General features: G+C 45.7%; 13 protein-coding genes. 8 read left to right on the forward strand and 5 right to left on the reverse strand.

The genetic code is table 11. The annotated features are described in order from the left end of the window. The first annotated feature begins 7 nt into the window (after positions 1–7). Together RJ41_RS13565 and nhaC are read left to right on the forward strand one after the other, a co-directional pair. Positions 8–2,560 (forward strand): glycoside hydrolase family 3 protein, encoded by a 2,553-nt coding sequence (locus tag RJ41_RS13565; RefSeq protein ID WP_039221732.1) that lies wholly within the window; start codon positions 8–10, stop codon positions 2,558–2,560. 233 nt (positions 2,561–2,793) lie between these two features. After that, positions 2,794–4,281: a Na+/H+ antiporter NhaC gene (gene nhaC, locus RJ41_RS13570; RefSeq protein WP_039221734.1), complete on the forward strand. Its 1,488-nt coding sequence runs from the start codon at positions 2,794–2,796 to the stop codon at positions 4,279–4,281. A gap of 102 nt (positions 4,282–4,383) precedes the next feature. Here nhaC and RJ41_RS13575 read toward each other — a convergent pair whose 3' ends face one another. Together RJ41_RS13575 and RJ41_RS13580 are read right to left on the reverse strand one after the other, a co-directional pair. After that, complete coding sequence (locus tag RJ41_RS13575) at positions 4,384–7,335, reverse strand: TonB-dependent receptor (RefSeq protein WP_039221737.1); 2,952 nt, start codon at positions 7,333–7,335, stop codon at positions 4,384–4,386. Between the two features lie 67 nt (positions 7,336–7,402). Continuing rightward, positions 7,403–10,087, reverse strand: a complete 2,685-nt coding sequence (locus tag RJ41_RS13580) for a glycoside hydrolase family 16 protein (protein ID WP_039221740.1) — start codon at positions 10,085–10,087, stop codon at positions 7,403–7,405. 393 nt (positions 10,088–10,480) lie between these two features. Between RJ41_RS13580 and RJ41_RS13585 the strand changes: the two genes are divergently transcribed. The 5 genes from RJ41_RS13585 to RJ41_RS13605 all read left to right on the forward strand — a co-directional run bounded on the left by RJ41_RS13585 (position 10,481) and on the right by RJ41_RS13605 (position 17,156). Next, the gene (locus RJ41_RS13585) at positions 10,481–11,473 is read left to right on the forward strand and encodes a cation diffusion facilitator family transporter (RefSeq protein ID WP_039221744.1); all 993 of its coding nucleotides are present in this window, start codon (positions 10,481–10,483) and stop codon (positions 11,471–11,473) included. Between the two features lie 111 nt (positions 11,474–11,584). Next, positions 11,585–12,580: a YeiH family protein gene (locus RJ41_RS13590; protein WP_039221746.1), complete on the forward strand. Its 996-nt coding sequence runs from the start codon at positions 11,585–11,587 to the stop codon at positions 12,578–12,580. 159 nt (positions 12,581–12,739) lie between these two features. After that, positions 12,740–13,822, forward strand: a complete 1,083-nt coding sequence (locus tag RJ41_RS13595) for a methyl-accepting chemotaxis protein (RefSeq protein WP_039221749.1) — start codon at positions 12,740–12,742, stop codon at positions 13,820–13,822. Positions 13,823–13,910: 88 nt separating this feature from the next. Beyond that, the gene (locus tag RJ41_RS13600; protein ID WP_039221931.1) at positions 13,911–15,416 is read left to right on the forward strand and encodes a sensor histidine kinase; all 1,506 of its coding nucleotides are present in this window, start codon (positions 13,911–13,913) and stop codon (positions 15,414–15,416) included. A gap of 156 nt (positions 15,417–15,572) precedes the next feature. Next, a complete protein-coding gene (locus RJ41_RS13605) occupies positions 15,573–17,156 on the forward strand; it encodes a methyl-accepting chemotaxis protein (protein ID WP_039221752.1) in 1,584 nt (527 codons plus the stop codon). A 120-nt stretch (positions 17,157–17,276) separates the two neighbouring features. On the opposite strand, the gene RJ41_RS13610 is transcribed toward RJ41_RS13605, so the two are convergent. The 3 genes from RJ41_RS13610 to RJ41_RS13620 all read right to left on the reverse strand — a co-directional run bounded on the left by RJ41_RS13610 (position 17,277) and on the right by RJ41_RS13620 (position 19,906). Continuing rightward, entirely contained in the window at positions 17,277–18,593 is a 1,317-nt protein-coding gene (locus RJ41_RS13610; protein ID WP_039221755.1) for an ABC transporter permease, read from the reverse strand. Further along, positions 18,593–19,396, reverse strand: coding sequence for an ABC transporter ATP-binding protein (locus tag RJ41_RS13615; RefSeq protein WP_039221758.1), 804 nt, complete (start codon positions 19,394–19,396; stop codon positions 18,593–18,595). The genes RJ41_RS13610 and RJ41_RS13615 overlap by 1 nt, the downstream gene beginning before the upstream one ends. 222 nt (positions 19,397–19,618) lie before the next feature. Next, positions 19,619–19,906 carry a YebG family protein gene (locus tag RJ41_RS13620; protein WP_014951121.1) on the reverse strand — a complete coding sequence of 96 codons (288 nt, stop codon included), beginning with the start codon at positions 19,904–19,906 and terminating at the stop codon, positions 19,619–19,621. A gap of 246 nt (positions 19,907–20,152) precedes the next feature. Here RJ41_RS13620 and rpsF point away from each other — a divergent pair, with 246 nt between their 5' ends. Continuing rightward, a complete protein-coding gene (gene rpsF, locus RJ41_RS13625) occupies positions 20,153–20,554 on the forward strand; it encodes a 30S ribosomal protein S6 (protein WP_014951120.1) in 402 nt (133 codons plus the stop codon). Positions 20,555–20,559: the final 5 nt, after the last annotated feature.

The following is a 20,559-nucleotide window of genomic DNA, read 5'->3' on the forward strand; positions in this document are numbered from 1 at the left end:
ATAAATAATGCGAAAAAGTATAATCGCGAAAGTTGTTACCGGTGCATTGGTTGGCGTTATAGTTAGTGCATGTTCAGCTGAAAAAAACACGTCTTCAGTCGATGACGTTGAGCCACAGCCAAACAAAGCGGGCGAGGTATGGCCTAAACTAGATATTGAAGTTAAAACAAACGCTACTGTCGAAACCAAGGTTGAAGAAATTCTGTCTACCATGACTATCGAGCAAAAAATTGCGCAGATGATCCAGCCTGAAATTCGCAATATCACGGTAGAAGATATGCGCAAATATGGATTTGGTTCTTATCTTAACGGCGGTGGTGCATTCCCTAATAACGACAAACACGCCACACCAGAAGACTGGGTAGCACTTGCAGAAAAGCTTTATCAGGCTTCCATCGATGACAGTTTGGACGGCTCGACAATTCCTACAATGTGGGGGACAGACGCTGTTCACGGTCATAACAATGTTATAGGCGCAACCTTGTTTCCTCACAACATTGGATTAGGCGCTGCAAATAACCCTGAACTGGTAGAGAAGATTGCGCACATTACAGCTAAAGAGGTCATGGCGACAGGTATCGATTGGGTATTTGCGCCTACCGTTGCTGTGGTACGTGACGATCGCTGGGGCAGAACCTACGAGAGCTATTCTGAAGACCCAGCCATTGTTAGAGAGTATGCTGCTTCAGTGGTTAAAGGTCTTCAAGGGGCAGCTGACAAAGATTTCTTAAGCGACCAGCGTGTAATTAGTACGGTAAAGCACTTTGTAGGTGACGGCGGTACGGTTGGCGGTGATGACCAAGGTGACAATGTTGCCAGCGAACAAGAGTTATTTGATATTCACGCCCAAGGCTATGTGGGCGGATTAACGGCGGGCGCGCAGTCTGTTATGGCGTCGTTCAATAGCTGGAATGGCGAGAAGCTTCACGGTCATAAATACTTGCTAACCGACGTACTTAAAGAGCAAATGGGCTTTGACGGGTTTGTTGTCGGTGATTGGAACGGTCATGGGCAAGTTAAAGGTTGCAACAACGAAGATTGTGCGCAGGCCATTAACGCAGGCTTAGATATCTTCATGGTGCCAAACGATTGGAAGGTGCTGTATGACAATACCCTAGCTCAAGTAAACGACGGCATCATCCCTATGTCGCGTATTGATGATGCGGTACGCCGAATTCTTCGTGTGAAAGTACGCGCTGGACTTTTCGAAAAGCCAAGCCCGGCAAACCGCCCGTTATCTGGCGACCGTTCGCTTATTGGTAAGGCAGAGCATAGAGAAGTGGCGGCGCAAGCGGTGCGCGAGTCTCTGGTACTGCTGAAAAATAAAAATAAAACCCTCCCGATTTCTGCAAGCAAACGCATATTGGTAGCGGGCGATGGTGCGGATAACATCGGCAAGCAATCAGGTGGTTGGAGTATTACGTGGCAAGGCACAAATAATACCAACGATGACTTCCCTGGCGGCAGCTCTATTTATGACGGTATTAAAGCACATGTAGAAAATGCAGGTGGTAACGTACAGCTATCGGTTGACGGTAGCTTTGAAACTAAACCTGATGTCGCCATAGTGGTGTTCGGTGAAGAGCCTTATGCAGAAGGTCATGGCGATAGAGAAACCTTAATTTATCAACACGGTAGCAAGACGGATCTAGCATTGCTCGAAAACTTGAAATCTCAGGGAATTCCCGTGGTGTCGGTGTTTATCAGCGGCCGTCCGATGTGGGTTAACGCAGAGCTAAATGCATCTGATGCATTTGTTGCAGCTTGGCTTCCTGGCTCTGAAGGTGCAGCGGTGGCAGACGTTTTGTTTGGTGAGCAGGACTTTAAAGGCAAGCTGTCTTTCTCTTGGCCGTCAGAACCTCAGCAGATCGTTAACAAAGGGGATGAAACCTATGAACCTTTGCTGCCTTATGGCTTCGGCTTAACGTACAGCGATGACAACGTTCTAAGCGATACGCTAAACACTGAAATTAGAGTCAGTACTGACAGCAACAAGCCGATGGAAATTCTAAAGGGCTCGGTTGAGGCACCTTGGGTATTATGGCTTTACTCTGGTGATGTTTCTCTGGCAGTGAACGCTAGCACGCATACTGTTGGAGCAATTACTTATCGTACGGTTGATAAGGAAGTGCAGGAAGATGCGCGTAAAATCACTTTCGATGGCACTGAGTTCGCCGCTATGCGTTTTGCAAGCAAGAGCTTTTTCCGTGAAGATTTAAGTGCGCAACTACTTACGCATGGTGCCTTAAGCTTTAACGTTAGTCGTCACTCAGACATAAATGCACCTGTAACGGTAGGCATGAACTGTGAAGGCGAGGGAGACGCAGCAGGCAGTTGCTCAACTCAAATTGATATTAGCGAGCAGCTAAAGGCGATGCCAGCTGACACATGGACAAACATAAGTATTGACCTACAGTGCTTTGTTGATGAAGGTATCGATTTTACCGGCCTTGTTGTGCCGTTTGAGCTAGGCAGTTCAGGTAAGGCAAGTTTGAGCGTAGCGGATATTCAGTTTACGCCAAATGCAGCAGAATCAGCGAGTATAAGCTGCCAAGAGTAAGTTAAAGCTCTATCGCTAGACCTTAAACAACGTCGCTGGGGCAAAAGCCTTGGCGACGTTTTTGTTTGTAAAAAGCTCAACCCCCACTCATCTGCTTCACCGATCTTTTCCCCATGTTACCTCGTAGCAATGTTCATTAAACCTTCAAATCAGTAGCTGGTTTAAAACTGATTCAAGCAAGGTATTTTGCTAAGTCCTCGTTCACTTCACATGTTTATTTACAGGGTAGTAATATGACAAATGAAAAAACGCCAACACCTCATCTTTATCTTGCTTTGACGCCAGTTATCTTAACCCTCTTAATATTGGGTATGCAGATCTTCTACTTCGGCGTGTTTGAACCTCATATACCGCTTGCTATTGGCATAGCATTGACCGGCTTCGTGGGGACTTATCTCGGTCTTACATGGGAAGAAGTACGGGCAGGTATTTTTAAAGTCATCCATGTGGCCTTACCTTCGGTAAGTGTTCTTATTGTTGTTGGAATGATAATAGGTATTTGGATAGCAAGCGGTACTGTACCTACCATTATTTACTTTGGGCTGAAGACCCTTTCTCCTCAAATCTTTCTGGCTGCCGGTATGGTTATCTGTGCAGTCGTTTCCGTTTCGTTAGGTACAAGTTGGGGGAGCGTAGGCACCGTTGGTTTAGCATTAATGGGCATTGGCGAGGGCTTCGATATACCCATGTACTGGACAGCGGGAGCTGTGGTTTCTGGTGCTTTCTTTGGTGATAAAGTTTCACCACTGTCAGATACCACAAACCTTGCTCCAGCCGTTACGGGTACGGATGTGTTTTCACATATAAAGAATATGATGGCAACAACAATCCCCGCCATGGTAATAGCATTTCTAATCTATCTAGGTATAGGCTTCCTTGTAATCGATGCTCAAAGCGTTTCATTCGCAAAGATTGCGGGTATCACCACAGCGCTAGAAGATAATTTCACCATATCTGGCTGGGCACTATTGCCTGCGCTGATTGTTATGGGGTTGGCGCTTAAGAAAATTCCGCCACTTCCTGCATTATTTGCTGGTGCCGTAGTAGGAGGTGTATTTGCCATGTTTATGCAGGGGCAAAGCCTGCAGGCCATATTCGACTATGCAAATAACGGCTATTCAATTAATACCAATATCATTGAAATAGATAGTCTGCTCAATCGTGGTGGTGTTCAGTCTATGATGTGGACCATCTCCTTGGTGCTTATTGCCCTCGGTTTCGGTGGCGCGTTAGAAACTACAGGCTGCTTACGAAGCATCATTAACGCAATTAAAAGCAAAGCGAAGACCTTTGCCGGTACACAGGTTGCGGCAGTTGGCACTGCCTTTTCTACTAACTTAGTGGCAGGCGACCCATATCTATCGGTTGCTTTACCTGGCAGGATGTATTCTCCTGTTTATCGTGGCATGGGCTACTCCACCCTTAATCTGTCACGCGGTATCGAAGAGGGAGGAACGCTAATGTCTCCGCTTATACCTTGGAATGCCGGAGGCGCGTTTGTGATATCTGCTCTTGGTCTTGGTATTTCTGGCGCTAACTTGCAAAACTTGCTGTATATCCCTCTTGCATTTGCCTGCTGGACGGCTCCTCTAATAGGGATTTTGTACGCCTATGTTGGCTGGTTCTCGCCAAAAGCCACAGACGCCGAACGTGAACAATGGAAGGCGTCCGGCGCGGCAATTGCGAAGTTTAACAAAGATGGCACACCCATGACTGATTAATCGAAGCTTTGTCGTTGTTTCGTGAGCTACTTGGATCGATGACAGCAATGATGATCAAAAAAAGGGCCTTAAAAAGGCCCTTGTCTTTAGTGCTTATAAAACTTAGAAGCTGTATCTAGCACCTAGTGTATAGCGAGGTCCGTATTGACGAGCAAATAAGAATTGCTCTTCAAATCGACCGTAACCACGCTCGGTTTCGTCGTTGATGTTTACACCTTCTAGGAAGACTGTTAGATGTTCATTTACATCGTAGTTGATGCTGGCATCAACCTGCCCAAACGTGTCGAACTGAGTTGCTGGGTTATCTGATGACCCTTGCGCTTGGCCAATACCAACAACATAGTCAGAACGCCATGCATAGGTCACTTTTACCGACAAACCTTCTTTTTCGTAAAACACTTGGAAGTTAGCTGAGTCACTGATACCAACCAGTGGATCAACCTCTTCATCACCGAAATAATAAGGGTCGTAGGTTACATCGCCGTCTACTAACGTTGCGTTTGCACCAAAGCCGAAGCCTGAATCACCAAACGTATGTTGAATTGCAATTTCTACACCTTCTACGGTTCTTGGCGTACTTGAATTGTCAGGTTGTCTTGTGCGCCACGTGATTAAAGGGTCGTCTGCGTTAGGTTCAACCACGCCATTCTCGTCAGCATAGCCATTTTCAACGAAATAGTCATAAATTGCGCTATCTGTTGCTTGAACACCGTCACTTTCTAAAGCCGCTACAGCTTCATTCCAACGGGGGCCCTGGTAAATATCACGAAGACCTTCAAACTGTCTGTCGCGCGCAGAAGTTATAATGTAGTTTTCAACTGATTTCCTGAACAAACCAATAGAAGCATAACTTGCCTCATCGTAATACCACTCAAAAGACAGGTCTAAGTTAGATGACTCAAAAGGTAGTAGGCTTGTATTACCCGCTGTTGCTGTACGTGCGCCAATTTTAGGGCTGCCAGTAAAAGAAAGCCCTCCTTGGAGCAAACCGATAGGGGCACGAGTAATAGACTTACCCCACGAGAACCGAGCTACAATGTCATCAGTCACATCAACTTTGATATCGAGCATGGGAAGTAAGACATCGTATTCGCCAGTAAAGTCTTGTAGCTGAGGGTCGGCTTCGAAGTCAGTGATCCACTCTGAAGCTGCTACCCAGTTGACTTGAACAGGGACGAGAACTTCTGCAGAGCTAGGCACTTCCGTTTCTTCATAGCGCAGGCCTGCGTTGACTTGTACAAAATAGTCACCAAGCTCAAAATCCCATTCAGACTGGATATAAATTGAATCGGTAACCTCTTCTACGTTACTTACCGATGGCGCGCCCATAAAGTACGGATCGATAGAGTAAGCATTAGCTTCACCGACCACGTCGGCAGTAATAAACTGTAACTGCCTCGCAAGAGCTTCGTCAAAGTCAAAGGTGTAGTAATAGCCAGGGTTCATGTTTGCACCGCCGCCACTAAATGCATTAAGGAATCCTGATGTGTCGTTGCGAACAAACATGCTGTCTGGGAATATTTGGGTAAACGATGGGCTAAAGCCTGGGCCGCCTCGTAGTCCGCTCCATGCAGTAAAGCCCGAAAGCGACTGCTCTGTACGCGCGTAGCCAAAGTCTATTTTAGCCAAGGGGATGTCAAATGCAGAGTTATACCAAGTACCGTCTAACTGCAGCTGTTCAATGTCAGAGCGTCCTGGGGAGTAGATGAACTGACTGAAGTTAGAGTCAATTTCACCCGGCAAAATTTCATTACTGCCGTTATTCCAATTAACGAAAACCTGAGGGATTTCTCCTTCACGGTAGTCATAAACTTTAGATTCTAACTGGTTTGAGCCAAGAATGATCTGTCCGGCGCTTCCTAACCCTTCGTCATAACCATTGTCGGTTTTGTTGTAAGAATCATGATAATCCAAACGTAAATGCCAATCGTCATTCACCATCCAGTCTAAGTTTACACCAAGTGAGCGTGCGTCAACGCGTGTAGTATTGCGGCTTGCGGTAAACGAGCCGTCATCGCCACTGATATCTGCGTAAACAGCTGTGCCGTTCGCATCAAGTTCATAGGCATTAATATTGGCGCCAAAGTTGTTCCAAATTCCCCAGCCAACTGAATTGGTGCCCGTGGTTGCTCTACTTGCTGTATAGTCGATAGTTGCTGTGAAAGCGTCGATAGGGCGGAATTGAAAAGTGACTTGACCATTCTGACGCTCCCGTTGAACATCGCTAATGCCGTAGTTCATGTCTTTGGGAAAGAATGCGGCATCTGTAATATTGGTACGATTATCAACTACTTGCGACGGATCAAGATCGGGAAGTGCATCGTTCAGCTGTCGCTGCCACCCTTGAATGTTTGCGGATTGTTGCTGAAAATCACGCTCTTGGTGCGAGAATGAAACACCGAATCCAAACATGTCGTCAGCGAAGGTATTGGTGTAAACCCCTGCAATTTCTGGCGTTACATCGTCACCTGCTTCATTAGACGTATCGTAAATACCTTTTACTGAAATAGTGGCGTTTTGCCCTGACTGGGCCAGCGGCTTCATGGTAATAATATTTACCGTAGCACCTAAGCCACCACTAGGGTTTTCAGCGCGAGCGGTTTTTTGAAGCTCTAAAGTGCTTACGCCTTCAGATGAAAGGTTGGCAAGATCAAACGAACGGGTAAAACCGGTCCCCGGCATCTGGCGACCGTTTAGGGTTATCAGGTTGAATTCTGGACCGAAGCCACGAACGGTAATTTGGCTACCCTCGCCGTTATTACGGCTAATGGTTACACCCGTAATACGCTGGAGTGCTTCAGCCAAGTTGGTATCAGGAAATTTACCTAGTTCTTCAGCTGATATGGCGTCTACCACGCCGCTTGAGCTGCGCTTTAAGTCCATAGAGCGGATCATACTGCCGCGAATACCGCTAACTTGAATAACTTCTACTTCGCCTTCTGCGGGCGTTGCCGTATCTGCTTCTTGAGCGTATGCGGGTAGCACAAAAGAAGAGCCCATCAACAAAGCCATTGATGTGGCAAGCTGGGTCTTTTTAAAAGGTGTGTTTTTCATAATTGCCCTACTAATTCTTATCAATTTTGTATGCCCCCTAAGCACAGCCTAGGCGGCACATGCTTTGCTATTGAGCTGCAATTTCAACATTATCAATGCGGTATACTGCGCCCTCACCAGAGCCCCATGCAGGGAACATCATGATGACGTTGATTGCACTGATATCCAGACCTAAGTCATAAAGCGTTTGAAGAGGGAATGTATAGGTTTGCCATTCGCCTTCAACAGGGTCTACACCTTCAAGGCTAGCTGAAATAGGAAGTTCTACGGCTGATGACACGTTGATTGATTCAATTTTGAACAACCAAGGCGCTGATGTATCGTTAGGCATAGAGCTTACTTTCATTTCAAATCGCACAGCACCATCAGTTAGTAGTGCTGACGCGTCATAAGAGTGGCCGTCATCAGCAATGATGCCCATAACCGTTGGCGTCGCGCCAATTCGGAACTCGGCTACAGTGCCGTGGTCCGCATCATCTACTTCTTCTGTTGGGGTTGAGCCACCGCAGCAGTCCCAGATACGCCACTGGTCTGCCGCAGTGTCTGCGAACAAGGTAATCCCAGACGCTGAAGGCGCGTCTTGACCACTGTCCGGGTGATATATTTTCACGTTGTCTAGGCGATACACGGCGCCTTCACCAGTACTCCAAGCAGGGAACACCATGATGACGTCTATTGCGCTAACGTCTAAGCCGCGAGCTTGTAGGTCAGAAATAGGGAAAGTGTAGGTTTGCCACTCACCTTCAACAGGCGCTTGGCCTTCAACGCTATCCGCTAAAGGAAGCTCGACTGCGGTTGATGCACCGTTTGACTCAACTTTAAATAGCCATGTTGAATCTGGGTTGTTTGGAGTGCTTAACACACGCATTTCAAACTGTAGTAAACCACCGTCAGTTAGGGCTGTGGCATCAAATGGAGTATCACCACCACCGGCAGCAGAGCGAGTAATAAAGCCCATTACGGTAGGTTCTGCGCCAATGCGGAATTCTGCCGTTAAGCCGTGCTCTTCGTCATCCATTTCTTCAGTTGGGGTAGAGCCACCACAGCAATCCCACATGGGCCAATCAGGGTTTTGGCCATCTTCGAAGATAGTTAGTTCAGGATAAGAAACACCGCCTTCTTGTGAAATTTCAACGTTTGTCATGCGATAAACTGCGCCATTTCCAGTATCCCAGGCAGGAAACACCATAATGACATCAATAGCGCTGGTATCTAAGCCTGCTTCAGCAAGCGCACTTAGTGGAAATTCATAAGACTCCCATACACCTTGCTCTGGCGTGTCACCTGCAGTATCTGCTGGACCCACGTAACCACTCATTAAGGGCAGTTCTACCGCAGTGGAGCCTTCAGAACTTTCAATTTTAAATAGCCAGTTTGTGGTAGCGTTGTTGGGTAGAGAAGTTACTTTTAGATCAAACTTAACACTGCCTGTTTCTTCTATTGGCGAGGCATCAAAAGGAGAAGCCTCACCTTCTGGGTCTGTTATAAATTGTCCTCGACTAATAAAGCCCATTACGGTAGGTGCTTCGTTGATCGTAAATTCGTAAACTTGACCTTGCTCAGTGTCCTCAACTAAAGCTGGGGTAGTGCCGCCACAGCAATCCCATGCTGGCCAGTTCGGGTTAGGCGCACCATCAAAAATCGTTAAGTTTTGAGGAATGCCAGTAGAAGGCGGAGAAGGGATAGGGGCTGCACCTTCAACCAGTGCGTCCTCAAACGAGTCGTAGCCAGGGCGCACAGTTTCACAGCCTTTACCAGTGTCTGGATCAGAGGCACATTCATAAACGCGAACGTAATCGATTTCAAAAGTTTGGCCGTTTGCAAATGCTTCGGCATCAATACCCGTTTCATTAACTGCTTCGGGCCAATTTCCGCCCACCGCAAAATTAAGGATCATGTAAAACTCTTGGTCGTAAGGCGCATTATTCCATTGGGTTTCAAGTTCCCCGGTGACTTGGTCGAAGTACTCGGTATACCATCCGCGATGAGAAAGCCCCGTTGCATCACCATTTGCGTTATAGCGAACTTCAGAACGACGCTGAGTTGCGTACAAATAGCCGTCCATATACCAGCGAATTTCACCTTCTTGCCATTCTATAGCGTAGGTATGGAAGTCATCAGCTGGGTTCGCGCCATCAGGAAGAGAATAAGCTTGACCAGAGCTGTCATTGTTTGGCCATTCTTGACCATAGTGAAGGGTGCCGTAGATGTGGTTTTCAGGGGTACCTTCTGCGTCTGCTGCTTTCAGGTTTACCGCTTCCATAATGTCGATTTCACCAGAGCGAGGCCAGCCGCCATATACAGAATCAGTAGGCATCATCCAAAACGCTGGCCAACTACCTTGCCCTTCCGGAAGTTTCGCGCGCATTTCAAAACGGCCATATTTAAAATCGGCTTTGTATTGAGTAATTAATCGGGCTGACGTGTAGGGCTTTGGTGCACCTTCTTCGGCAGGAAGCGCAACAATTTTTAGACTACCATCAGACACAAATGAATTGTCTTCACTGTCTGTGTAGCACTGGGCTTCATTGTTACCGCCACCGTCGCAGTTTACTTCATGGGTCCAGTTATCATCGTTAATACTGGTTCCATCGAACTCGTCGCTCCAAACAAGCTCCCAGTCAGTAACGGGAACCGTTGCGTCAACAACGTCGATATCCGTAGAGGTTGTTGCTCCACCTCCACAGCCAAATAGGGTTGTGACTGAGATCGCGGCTGCTATCCGCGAGAGTTGAGATGCTTTTTTCGTCATTGTTTTCAGCCCTGATCAAAAGAAATTGGGTTTTTATGTTGTGGCAAATGCCACGTAAAAAGCTTGTGTAAGCGCTTACAAAATGAGTTAAATAAAAATGGCTGTTTGAAAGCGCTTACATTACATTAAGCCACTGACACGTAAAGATCAATACTGTTCTCAAAAATTTAACATTTGGCTGTCGGTCTTATTTTTGTTGTTTTTGGTTTATTTTCAAATAAAACAATAATATAAGGTTGTATTAGGAGGTTGGTTAAAATTTAAAGGTGCTTGTTTCACTCACTATTTACAAATTATCTCAGGGACTTGTTAATGATCTGTGCTCGATATTTTGTTCGCACCTGTGCACACATCACGTTAAGCTCAACGTACGATCTCATGTGAGTTGTTATTATGCATCACCACAATCACAGCACTACCGCCTCTAATCATCATAAAGGTCAGCATCACGGCCATCACCACGGTGCGCATGCTGAAGGGCTAGGCACAGATTCCACACGCATTGGATGGGCGTTCTGGCTAAATTTCATCTTTACTATTATTGAATTCATCGGTGGTTGGCTTACTAACAGTGTCGCCATAATGGCAGATGCTGTTCACGATTTAGGAGACTCTCTATCCATAGGTCTGGCGTGGTATTTAAGTAAGCTCGGGAATAAAGCATCTACCGAAAAGTATACGTATGGCTTCAAACGGCTAAGCCTGATGGGCGCCATGATCAATGGCGTTATATTGGTCATTGGCTCAATTTGGGTGTTGTCTGAGGCCATCCCTCGTTTATCTAACCCCGAAATGCCCGTTACAGAGGGTATGATTGGATTAGCGATCCTCGGTATTGTCGTGAATGGATTTGCAGCTTATAAACTCCACGGCGGTCATTCGATGAATGAAAAGGTGCTTAACTGGCACTTAATTGAAGACACGATGGGGTGGGTAGCGGTACTGGTAGTAGCCATTGTGCTCCATTTTGTTGAATGGCCTATACTTGACCCAATTTTATCTATTGGTTTTACGCTATTTATTTTGGTCAATGTTGTTCGGTATGTTGTGCAGACCATGTCTTTGTTTCTACAGGGCGTACCTGACTTGGCTACAAGGAATGCTATTAGCAACGCGCTTTTGAAAATCGAGCACGTTGAAGAAATTCACCATGTACATTTTTGGTCGCTTGACGGAGAACAGCACGTGCTTACTGCACACGTGGTAATAAACTGTGCAATAGAGAATGACAAACTGAGAGCACTCAAAAGGGAAGTTCACGAGCGTTTAGCCCCCTTTGAACTTGCTCATACCACGATAGAGTTCGAGTTGCCGGGTGAGCCATGTCGTGACGATAATGATCATTTACACGCTCACTCTCACGAACATCAGCATGAAGAACTATAAGTTGCGTTAAACTCTGGCGAGAGTAGGGATTCGTTGTCTAAAGGCCAACGAAAATCAAGCTTTTGTAGTGATAGGCCTTTTTAGCAATAACTATAATTAATAAATAAAAGTATGAATATCAGATATCAAGCGATTCTCCCGGGAGTAAGCGTTTCGGTCATAACCGGCTTGGCGGCTCTTTTTCTCAGTGATCACTACGGTTCCCCTGCCATGCTGTTTGCTCTTCTGATAGGAATGGCTGTTTCTTTCCTCTATCGAGCCGATTCACCAAGTACCGAAGGTATTGATTTCTGTGCCAGTACTCTATTACGTACAGGTGTTGTACTCCTTGGTTTAAGGCTCGCACTTGAAGATTTAACGGCACTGGGTTGGGATACGCTGGGCTTATTGTGCTTTGCCGTTTTAACGACTATTTTGCTTGGTATTGGCCTCGCTAAAATTTTGGGGTTGAAAGGGCAGCTAGGTGCCTTAACAGGAGGCGCAGTTGCCATCTGTGGCGCATCCGCTGCATTAGCTATATCTACCATTCTACCCAAAGACCAGCACCATGAGCGAGATACACTAGTTACCGTTATTGGCGTTACCGCTATGTCTACAATCGCAATGGTACTTTATCCTATTATCGCTGTTCAGCTAAACCTGTCAGACAGTGAAGCTGGCATATTTCTAGGTGGCACTATTCATGATGTTGCGCAAGTTGTAGGGGCAGGCTACTCGATTTCTCAGGAAGTAGGCGACATGGCAACGCTAACGAAACTTGTTAGGGTAGCCATGCTAGTTCCAGTAGTTATGATTATGGTGTTAGTCGTAGCAAAAACCTTATCTGTTGGTATCAAAAGCCGTCGAACAAACAGTCCTAAGATACCACTCTTCTTAGTCGGCTTCGTGATGATGATGCTACTGAACAGTTTCTTTGTTTTACCTGAAAGCGTTGTAGAGATGGGGAGTCAAATCTCACGCTTTTTCCTCATCGTCTCCATAGCCGCGATTGGAATGAAATCAAACTTGGGTCAACTCATCAATGTTGGTGTGCGACCAATAATTATGATTTTCGCAGAAACCCTATGGTTAGCACTCATCATTTTAGGATACTTACATTTTTCGTAACGTTAGATAAGAAACTGGACGCGGCGTTTTAAATGTATCGAATTTAGAAAATCTGCCGATACTCATAGCATAACGCTACTTCAGACTAATAGTTAATGAGTCTAAATATCTGTTAATCTGAACAAAATAAATCTATAAAAAATAAATCGGTAACCACAAATGTTTGTATCTCGCAGTAAATACGAAGAAAAAGAAGCGCTAGTACGTAAACTCGAAGCAAGAGTGCGAGAAGCCTTAGACAAAATTGATGTTTTAGAGGCAGAAAATACGGAACTCGTTAACGCCATCGAGGCAGCAAAAGGCCAGCACGCATCGTCAAACAACTCCGTCGTTATGAAATGTATTGTGGACGCTATGCGCCAGTTAGAAGGTATACGCGAAACAGTATTAGCTACTTATCAGCGCATTGATGCAGAGAATCAGTCGCTGGCGAATATTAATGAGTTGTTTAGTGACTCAGCCACAACGTTACGCAAAATTGTTACCGACATGAGTGGGCTCAACCTTCAAATGGGCAGTATGAGCGAACGTATTTCGGGACTATCGACAACAGCAGATAACATTAATAAATTTGTTACCACTATTACGAGTATTTCCGACCAGACCAACTTGCTCGCGCTAAACGCCGCGATTGAAGCGGCTCGAGCGGGCGATGCAGGACGAGGGTTTAGTGTTGTTGCTGATGAAGTACGTGCACTGGCAACAGAAACCAATAAATCTGCAACAGAAGTTTCAGAGTTGGTTAATGGCATTATTCAATCAACATCCAAAGCGGTGTCGGGAGTGAATGAGCTGCGTGGAAATAACGAACAGCTTGAGACAGGCATTAATCAACTTAATGATAGCTATGAAGTCATGGTGAAGCACTGTGACAGCATGAAATCCACTATTAGTGAAGGCGCCATTGCTACATTTATCCAAACAGTAAAGCTGGATCATGTAGTGTGGAAAGCAGAGGTTTATGCGGTGCTATGTGGTTATAGTAACAAATCGGTGACAGACTTTGGCGATCATAAAAACTGTCGCCTAGGGCAATGGTATAGTGATAATGCTAATAAAGCGATAGGCCAAACTACGGCATTCAGAGAGATTGAAGCGCCGCATGCAAGAGTACATAGCAGCGGAATAGCCGCAGTGCTAGCTAAACAAAATGGCGACAACGCTGAAGCTGATGCTAAGCTTATAGAAATGGAACAAGCCAGTGAGAGAGTAACAACACTCCTTGATAGGCTAGTTAGCTAGCGGCCGCAGAACTCTATGGTTCGATAGGCCCTATTGAGACGCATGGCGCTCTGAGATTTTATCGGCGATTTAAATGGAGGGCTTCTTGGTGAGTGAAACATCGTATTCCACCGAACACGAGCGTATTCTTGCGCTGGAAGCCCGCGTTAACTCGTTAGAGCGACAACTTAAGCGTCAAAAAATTGCGCGTAAAAACGCAGAATCTTTCTTAGAAACCTATTCTCAAGATGCTTATCTAGCAAACCAAGCACTTAGAAAAGCACTAAATGATTCGAAGCAGCGAGAGCGAGAGCTGCTCTACCTCAACAGAGCTGCATCACAGCTTTCCAATGCCCAGCCAGGTAAAAGTTTTATATTCTCTGCCTTAGAATCGGCGGTGGAATTTAGTAACGCCCATTGTGGAAAAGCATTCATTGTGAAAAATGATGAACTAGTAGTGGGTGAAGATAACCAAGTACTTACTTATGAAGAGGGTTGGCGTAGCTCCCCAGAGCTTGCCGAATTGATTAAGTTTGAAACACCACTTTCCTTAAGGGACAGTTACTCCCATTGGTGTGTTACTGCAGTTCAGCGACCCGACACTCAAAAAGAAGCGCGCTTACTTCACTTCATGCATGAGATGGCAGACGGCGAATTCGCTTGGCTCGTGTTACTTACCAAAGACGATCACTTAGAAGAAGAAACGCTTCACGTTCTTGATACCTCCAAACATTATCTAAACATTACGTCTCGTTACCAGAACAAAAAAACTGAGCTCACCAGTCGGCAAATAGAATTGAGTTCGGTTAAAAAAGACAGAGACTTTCTAGAAGAAAGGCTGGTTAGTGCAGACAAGATGGCGATGTTGGGGCAACTTGCGGCGGGCATAGCCCATGAAATTAATAACCCAATCGGTTATGTTCGAAGTAATACTGTTGTCGCCAAAGAAATCTTTAATGACTATCAACACGCGTTAGATGAAATAGGGCTACTGTGTCGTACTGCTGGTGGAAAGATTGAAGCGCAATTCGAAGCGCTGGAGAAGCGTTTTTCTCTGCGAGAAAGTGCAAGCGAGATTTTAGAAATGTTCAACGAATCTCATGAGGGCATTGAACGCATTATTGAGATAGTAAAAGCGTTGCGAAGTTTTTCGTATCCAAGCTCAGGAAAGCACACGCAAATAAGCGCTGTAGAAGCTATGAATACGGTAATCAAGCTAACGAACAACCTGCACAGGTACAAAAACAAAGTTAATTTAGAAGTACCGGATAAAGACGTTTATTTCCTTGGTAACGCAGGGCAAATTCAGCAGGTATTGGTTAATTTCGTAACCAACGCTATCTATGCTACCCCAGAAGGAAAGTCTATCACCCTAAAAGTACAAAAAGATGAAAAGAACGCCATGCTTATCGTAGAAGACGAAGGTATCGGTATGTCGAAAGAAACACTGGATAGAATATTCACGCCCTTCTTTACCACTAAACCACCCGGTGAAGGAACAGGGTTAGGCATGTCTATTTCCATGACTATTGTTGAAGAGCACAACGGAACGATAAATATCACTAGCGAAGAAGGAAAGGGTACGCGCGTTACCGTTTTGCTACCTCTAGCCTAAAGTATAAAGTGCTTCCCTAAATAGCTGATAGATTATAGAGTTTCGTTAATCTTTGCTTCCTGCTAGACAGAATTATTTTATGTTCTAGTCTTAGGAGATAAGCAACATCTTATACGATTATCGGATGGTTGCTTTGCTACATGGAGAAAGCACCGGATGAGAAACAATCAGCCAGTTACCCAAAAAGAATATAAGTTTCCAGCACATCATCGCCTTATCTCATCAACTGATAAGCGTGGCGTTATACAGCACTGTAACAATGAATTCGTGGAAGCAAGTGGTTTTACGCGGGACGAGTTAATAGGAAAGAACCACAACCTGATTCGTCACCCTGATATGCCTGCGCCTGTATTTAAAGAAATGTGGCGTACCTTGGAATCTGGTCAAAGTTGGCTAGGATTGGTGAAAAATAGAAGGAAAAATGGTGACCACTATTGGGTGTCGGCATTCGTAACGCCTGTGTACGAGGGGAAAACCGTTGTCGGCTATGAGTCCGTTCGAGTTCCAGCGTTGAATGATGAAATAACGCGTGCTTCCGGTGTTTATGCAAGAATGCAGCAAGGAAAGTCAGCGGTATCACCGATGTCGCGCTTAGCTCAAAACCTAATGCATCTGGCGCCTACGTTGCTGATAAGTGCTGTCTTAGTAATAGCTCTTGCATTTACCCACGGCGCCGCTGCGGCTGGTATTGCGCTAGCAGGGGCAATTATTTTAATGATTGCTCAAGAAGCCAAGACAAGAAAAGACTGGGGCGCGCTGCTCTCTCTCAGCCCAGAAAGCTACGCTAATGAAACGGTGGCACAAACCTACTTCCCAGACCCGTCCCATATCAGCCAAGCCAAGCTTGTCCTAGGGTGTGAGCTTGCCAGAAACCGTACGGCGTTAACTCGAATTAAAGATGCATCAGCGGGGCTCGAATCAATAGCTAACACCACGCATCAACAAGCGGAAAGCACCAGTTCGGCGGTTGTACAGCAAAATCAAGCTACACAGCAAATCGCGTCTGCGGTCACGCAAATGAGTCAGGCTATTCAAGAAGTCGCTGAGCGGGTTGAGGGTAATGCCAAAAGCGCAAAAACTGCAGCAGCTAACGTAGAAACAGGAAACCGTAAAGCTGAAGAAGCCATGCAGGCGATTGTTGCGTTGCGCGAGGCGGTAGAGTCTATATCTACCACAGTGACAGAGTTGGCTCAGTCAACCAGCGATATTGGCGAAGCGGCCAATATCATCTCGACCATTGCTGAGCAAACTAACCTGTTAGCGCTTAACGCCGCGATCGAGGCAGCAAGAGCAGGTGAACAAGGAAGAGGTTTTGCGGTTGTAGCTGATGAGGTGCGTACGTTAGCTTCGAAAACTCGCGAATCGACCGATAAAATTCACAACATCATTAATGAATTGGCTGAGCGTTCTGACCGCGCTGTAAGGGTATCGACGGAAGGGCTAGCTTCAGCAGAGCACGGCAGCGCTATAGTAGAAGAAACCCGAGGTGCATTGTTTGAAATAAACAATGCAGTGAAAGGTATCGCTGATGCCACAGTAGAGATGTCTTCAGCGGTAGAAGAACAAAGCACAGTGGCTGAGCATATTAACCAGCAGTTAGTAGAGGTTGCTGACGGCGCGTCTGAAACCCAGCGTTCATCTGAAGCATCGCTTGCAGCAAGTCACGATTTGCGCGCAACGGTTAATCAGGTCCACGAACTAATATTGCGTTTCAGTACAGATAAGCGAGTGGGAGAGTAATACTCTCTCCAGCTCTCTTAAGCTTACTCCACTAAAAGGCCTATTGCCTATTGGCGTAAAGATGTGGCGCTAAGTAAAAGCCTACAAAACTCGAAACAACGTTGTAGGCATAGGTATTTATTAATTCGCATTAAGCCCTGCATGTAGACAGCGTCTGTAGGCCGCCACAGCGGGGAACAGCGATACCAAATATGTGCACCCCAGTATCAGTAAAATGATAATAATACTGCTTTGACCAAACAGCGGGCTGCTTAAAAACAACCCATAGGTACTGCTTAACCAAGGCTTTAGTGCGCTCATAAGCCCAGCAACCAAGCCTAAACTCAGTGCGGCACTTACAATCGTAAGCAGCATCGCTTCAATCTGTATGAGTAGCAGTAAGGTAAACGGTCCTGCGCCTATAGTTCGTAAAACCGCGATTTCTTGATAACGTTCTCGCATCGTGGCCAGTAGCATAGTCGCAAGCCCAATTAGCGCGCAGATGACGATAAGACCGGAAAGGCCAAGCAAAAGCGATTCTACATTTCCCATAATTTGCCAAAGTTCTGCGAGTGCCATCCCGGGTAGAATTGCCATTAGCGGCTCTTTTTTACTTTGATTAATTTGATACTGAAGCTGCAGTGCCGTTACCCGATGTTTTAGCCCCAGCATCACCACGGATACTGACTCAGGCGTAAACGCTTCGCTATTGTAAGCTGCACGTTCTTTTGTATGCTCGTCATGCTCATGCTCATGCTCATGCTCATGCTCTTTCGCCTTGTCAGCAGGTTTACGGCCTAAAATTGAGGTGGGCGAATGTTTAGACCCTGTGTGGGCTTCTTCAAGTCCCTGTAGGGTAACGTATACGGCTTTATCTACGGGCGTACCGGTTTTCTTAACTATGCCTGAGATAGTGAAAGGGTGATCGTCATGGTTGTTGAACGATACGCTACCCAGACCATGGGAAATAATAATCTTATCCCCTACCTTGTACCCCAATGATTTGGCGATGTCTGCGCCAACAACGGTAGACAGTGGCTGCGTAAATGCCGAGCCTGCTGCCATTTCAAGTGACTGCATATCACCATATTTAAAGTGGTCGAAAAAGCTGTTGGTCGTACCTACTACTCTAAAACCTCTGTGTGTATCACCCAAAGATAGTGGGATAAGCCACGATACCTGCTTGTTAGATTGAAGCGCAGCAATACTTTTAAATTCAATACCTTTGGTGGGCGTGCCTATATTAAATACTGACGACAGGAGTAAATTAAGCTGCCCACTTGGTGCGCCAACAATAAGATCAACACCAGAAACGGTGCGTGTAAAACTGGTTTTAACTTGGGTGCGAATAATGTCCACGCACAAAAGTAAACTAATGCTGATGGTAATGCTTAACAGTGTGAGGATTGCCGTTGTTTTCCTGCGCTTTAAGCTTTCAATAGCAATGGTACTTAGCATTACGCACGCTCCTGTGCTTTTGGGGCCTCATCGCCTCGCGTTTTTATGTGATTTTTACTTGGGCTTAATTCACTCATGCTGCAGTGGCGGTCAAAATAACTCTCCATGGCTTTATCGTGACTAACAAAAATCATGGTGCTTTCACCTGCCACATCTTTTAGCAGCGACATAAAACTATCTCTGGCATCGGTATCTAGGGCAGAGGTAGGTTCATCGACAATTAATAATTGTGGGTCGTTAATCAGTGCTCTGGCAATGGCAACGCGCTGCTGCTGACCAATACTCAATGCGTCAGCTTTCGCATGTAGCACGTGCGAAGACAGTTGTAGCTTGTCCAGTAAATGACGAAGCTTTGCGTCTGAAGCTGTTTTGCTAACGTTTGTACTTGCAAAATACACCGCCGCATTAATGTTCTGTGCCACAGAAAGGTAGGGAATAAGATTAAATTGTTGAAAAACAACGCCGATATTGCGTGCTCTAAACTTGTCCCGCTGTCGGTTCGACAATGCGGAGAAAGGCTGCGCTAATAAGGCGATGTCGCCCTGAGTTGGAGTTAATGTTCCGCACAGCAAATTGAGCAATGTGCTCTTTCCGCTACCCGAAGGCCCTGAGAGAAAAACGTGCTCACCTTGCGAAACTTGCCACGCTTTAATGTCAATGATGGGGGGACTTTCTTTGGTGTACCAAAACTGTAAATTGCTAACTTCAATCGCTGTGTTGCGCTCTTTTATCGCTGCGCTGTGATCTCCAGACACTGCGTTGTGTTGGGAGTGAGTGCTATTGTTTTTATTGATGGTATTCACGCTAAGCCCGACCTGTATTTACGTCTTATGTTCACATTAGCAAAAGCGACACGTCTGTTCACCCAGTTGAAAACCAGAGAAAACACATTGCCGCATTGAGGTAATGTTATCAAATAACATTTTTGCGTATAGCTATGCTATCAGATCTCATCAGCCTAAAGCGGCAATTGCTCTTATTAATTGTTCATCATAACGACGCAAAAGAGAGGCGCGCCTAAATTATCAACCATTAGCTTGTAGCTTTACCACTTCTGCGCTTTCGTCTTCTAATACGCTTTCTGCGGTAGCGCCTTTGAAAATCTTACTGATTTTATCTTTGTTTTTAGACAGCATAATGGTGAGTTCTTCCACTACGCTATCGTCTAGCTTGATGCCCTTCGCATGAATGTAGTCAGCAAGGTTATCTGCTGCATCGAGCATTTTGTCATACTGATCGGCTTCTTTTTTGTCGGTAGTTACCAATTTTTCTACCCCTTTGTGCGTAACAACATACTGTGTGGTAATGGCCATGGTAGGTCCCCTGTTTATTAAAGACACAAAAACTGTACAGTATTTTACTGTATAAATAAACAGTATTTTAGTTAAATGTCTGAGCGTAGTGTTTGGGGAAAGGACAAATGGTTGTTCTTAAGGTGATTAATGCTTGTGCAATTAGTAACTGCTGCGTATAATGCGCGCCCTTACAGCCATCCCAATTCGTTCCTTGTCTCCATACAGTCGGCTGTACTGTCGAGGCTACAACCGTAAGGAGCTATAATGCGTCATTACGAAATCGTATTTATGGTTCACCCTGATCAGAGTGAACAAGTACCTGGTATGATCGAGCGTTATACCACAATCCTAAAGCAAGACGGTGGTCAGATTCATCGTTTAGAAGATTGGGGTCGTCGTCAACTGGCTTACCCAATTGAAAAGCTGCACAAAGCCCACTACGTACTAATCAATGCTGAAGCGTCTGCAGAAGCTGTTGATGAATTGGAAAATGCTTTCCGTTTCAACGACGTGATCCTACGTAACATGGTTATGCGCACTAAGACTGCTGTGACTGAGCCTTCTCCAATGATGAAAGAAGAGCCTCGTCGTGAGCGTCGTGACGATTCTGCTCCTCGCCAAGATCGCGCGGAAAAGAAAACTGAAACCACTGAAGACAACGCTTAAGGAGA

The sequence above is a fragment of the Alteromonas marina genome, from assembly GCF_000808575.1.
GTDB lineage: Bacteria > Pseudomonadota > Gammaproteobacteria > Enterobacterales > Alteromonadaceae > Alteromonas > Alteromonas marina_A.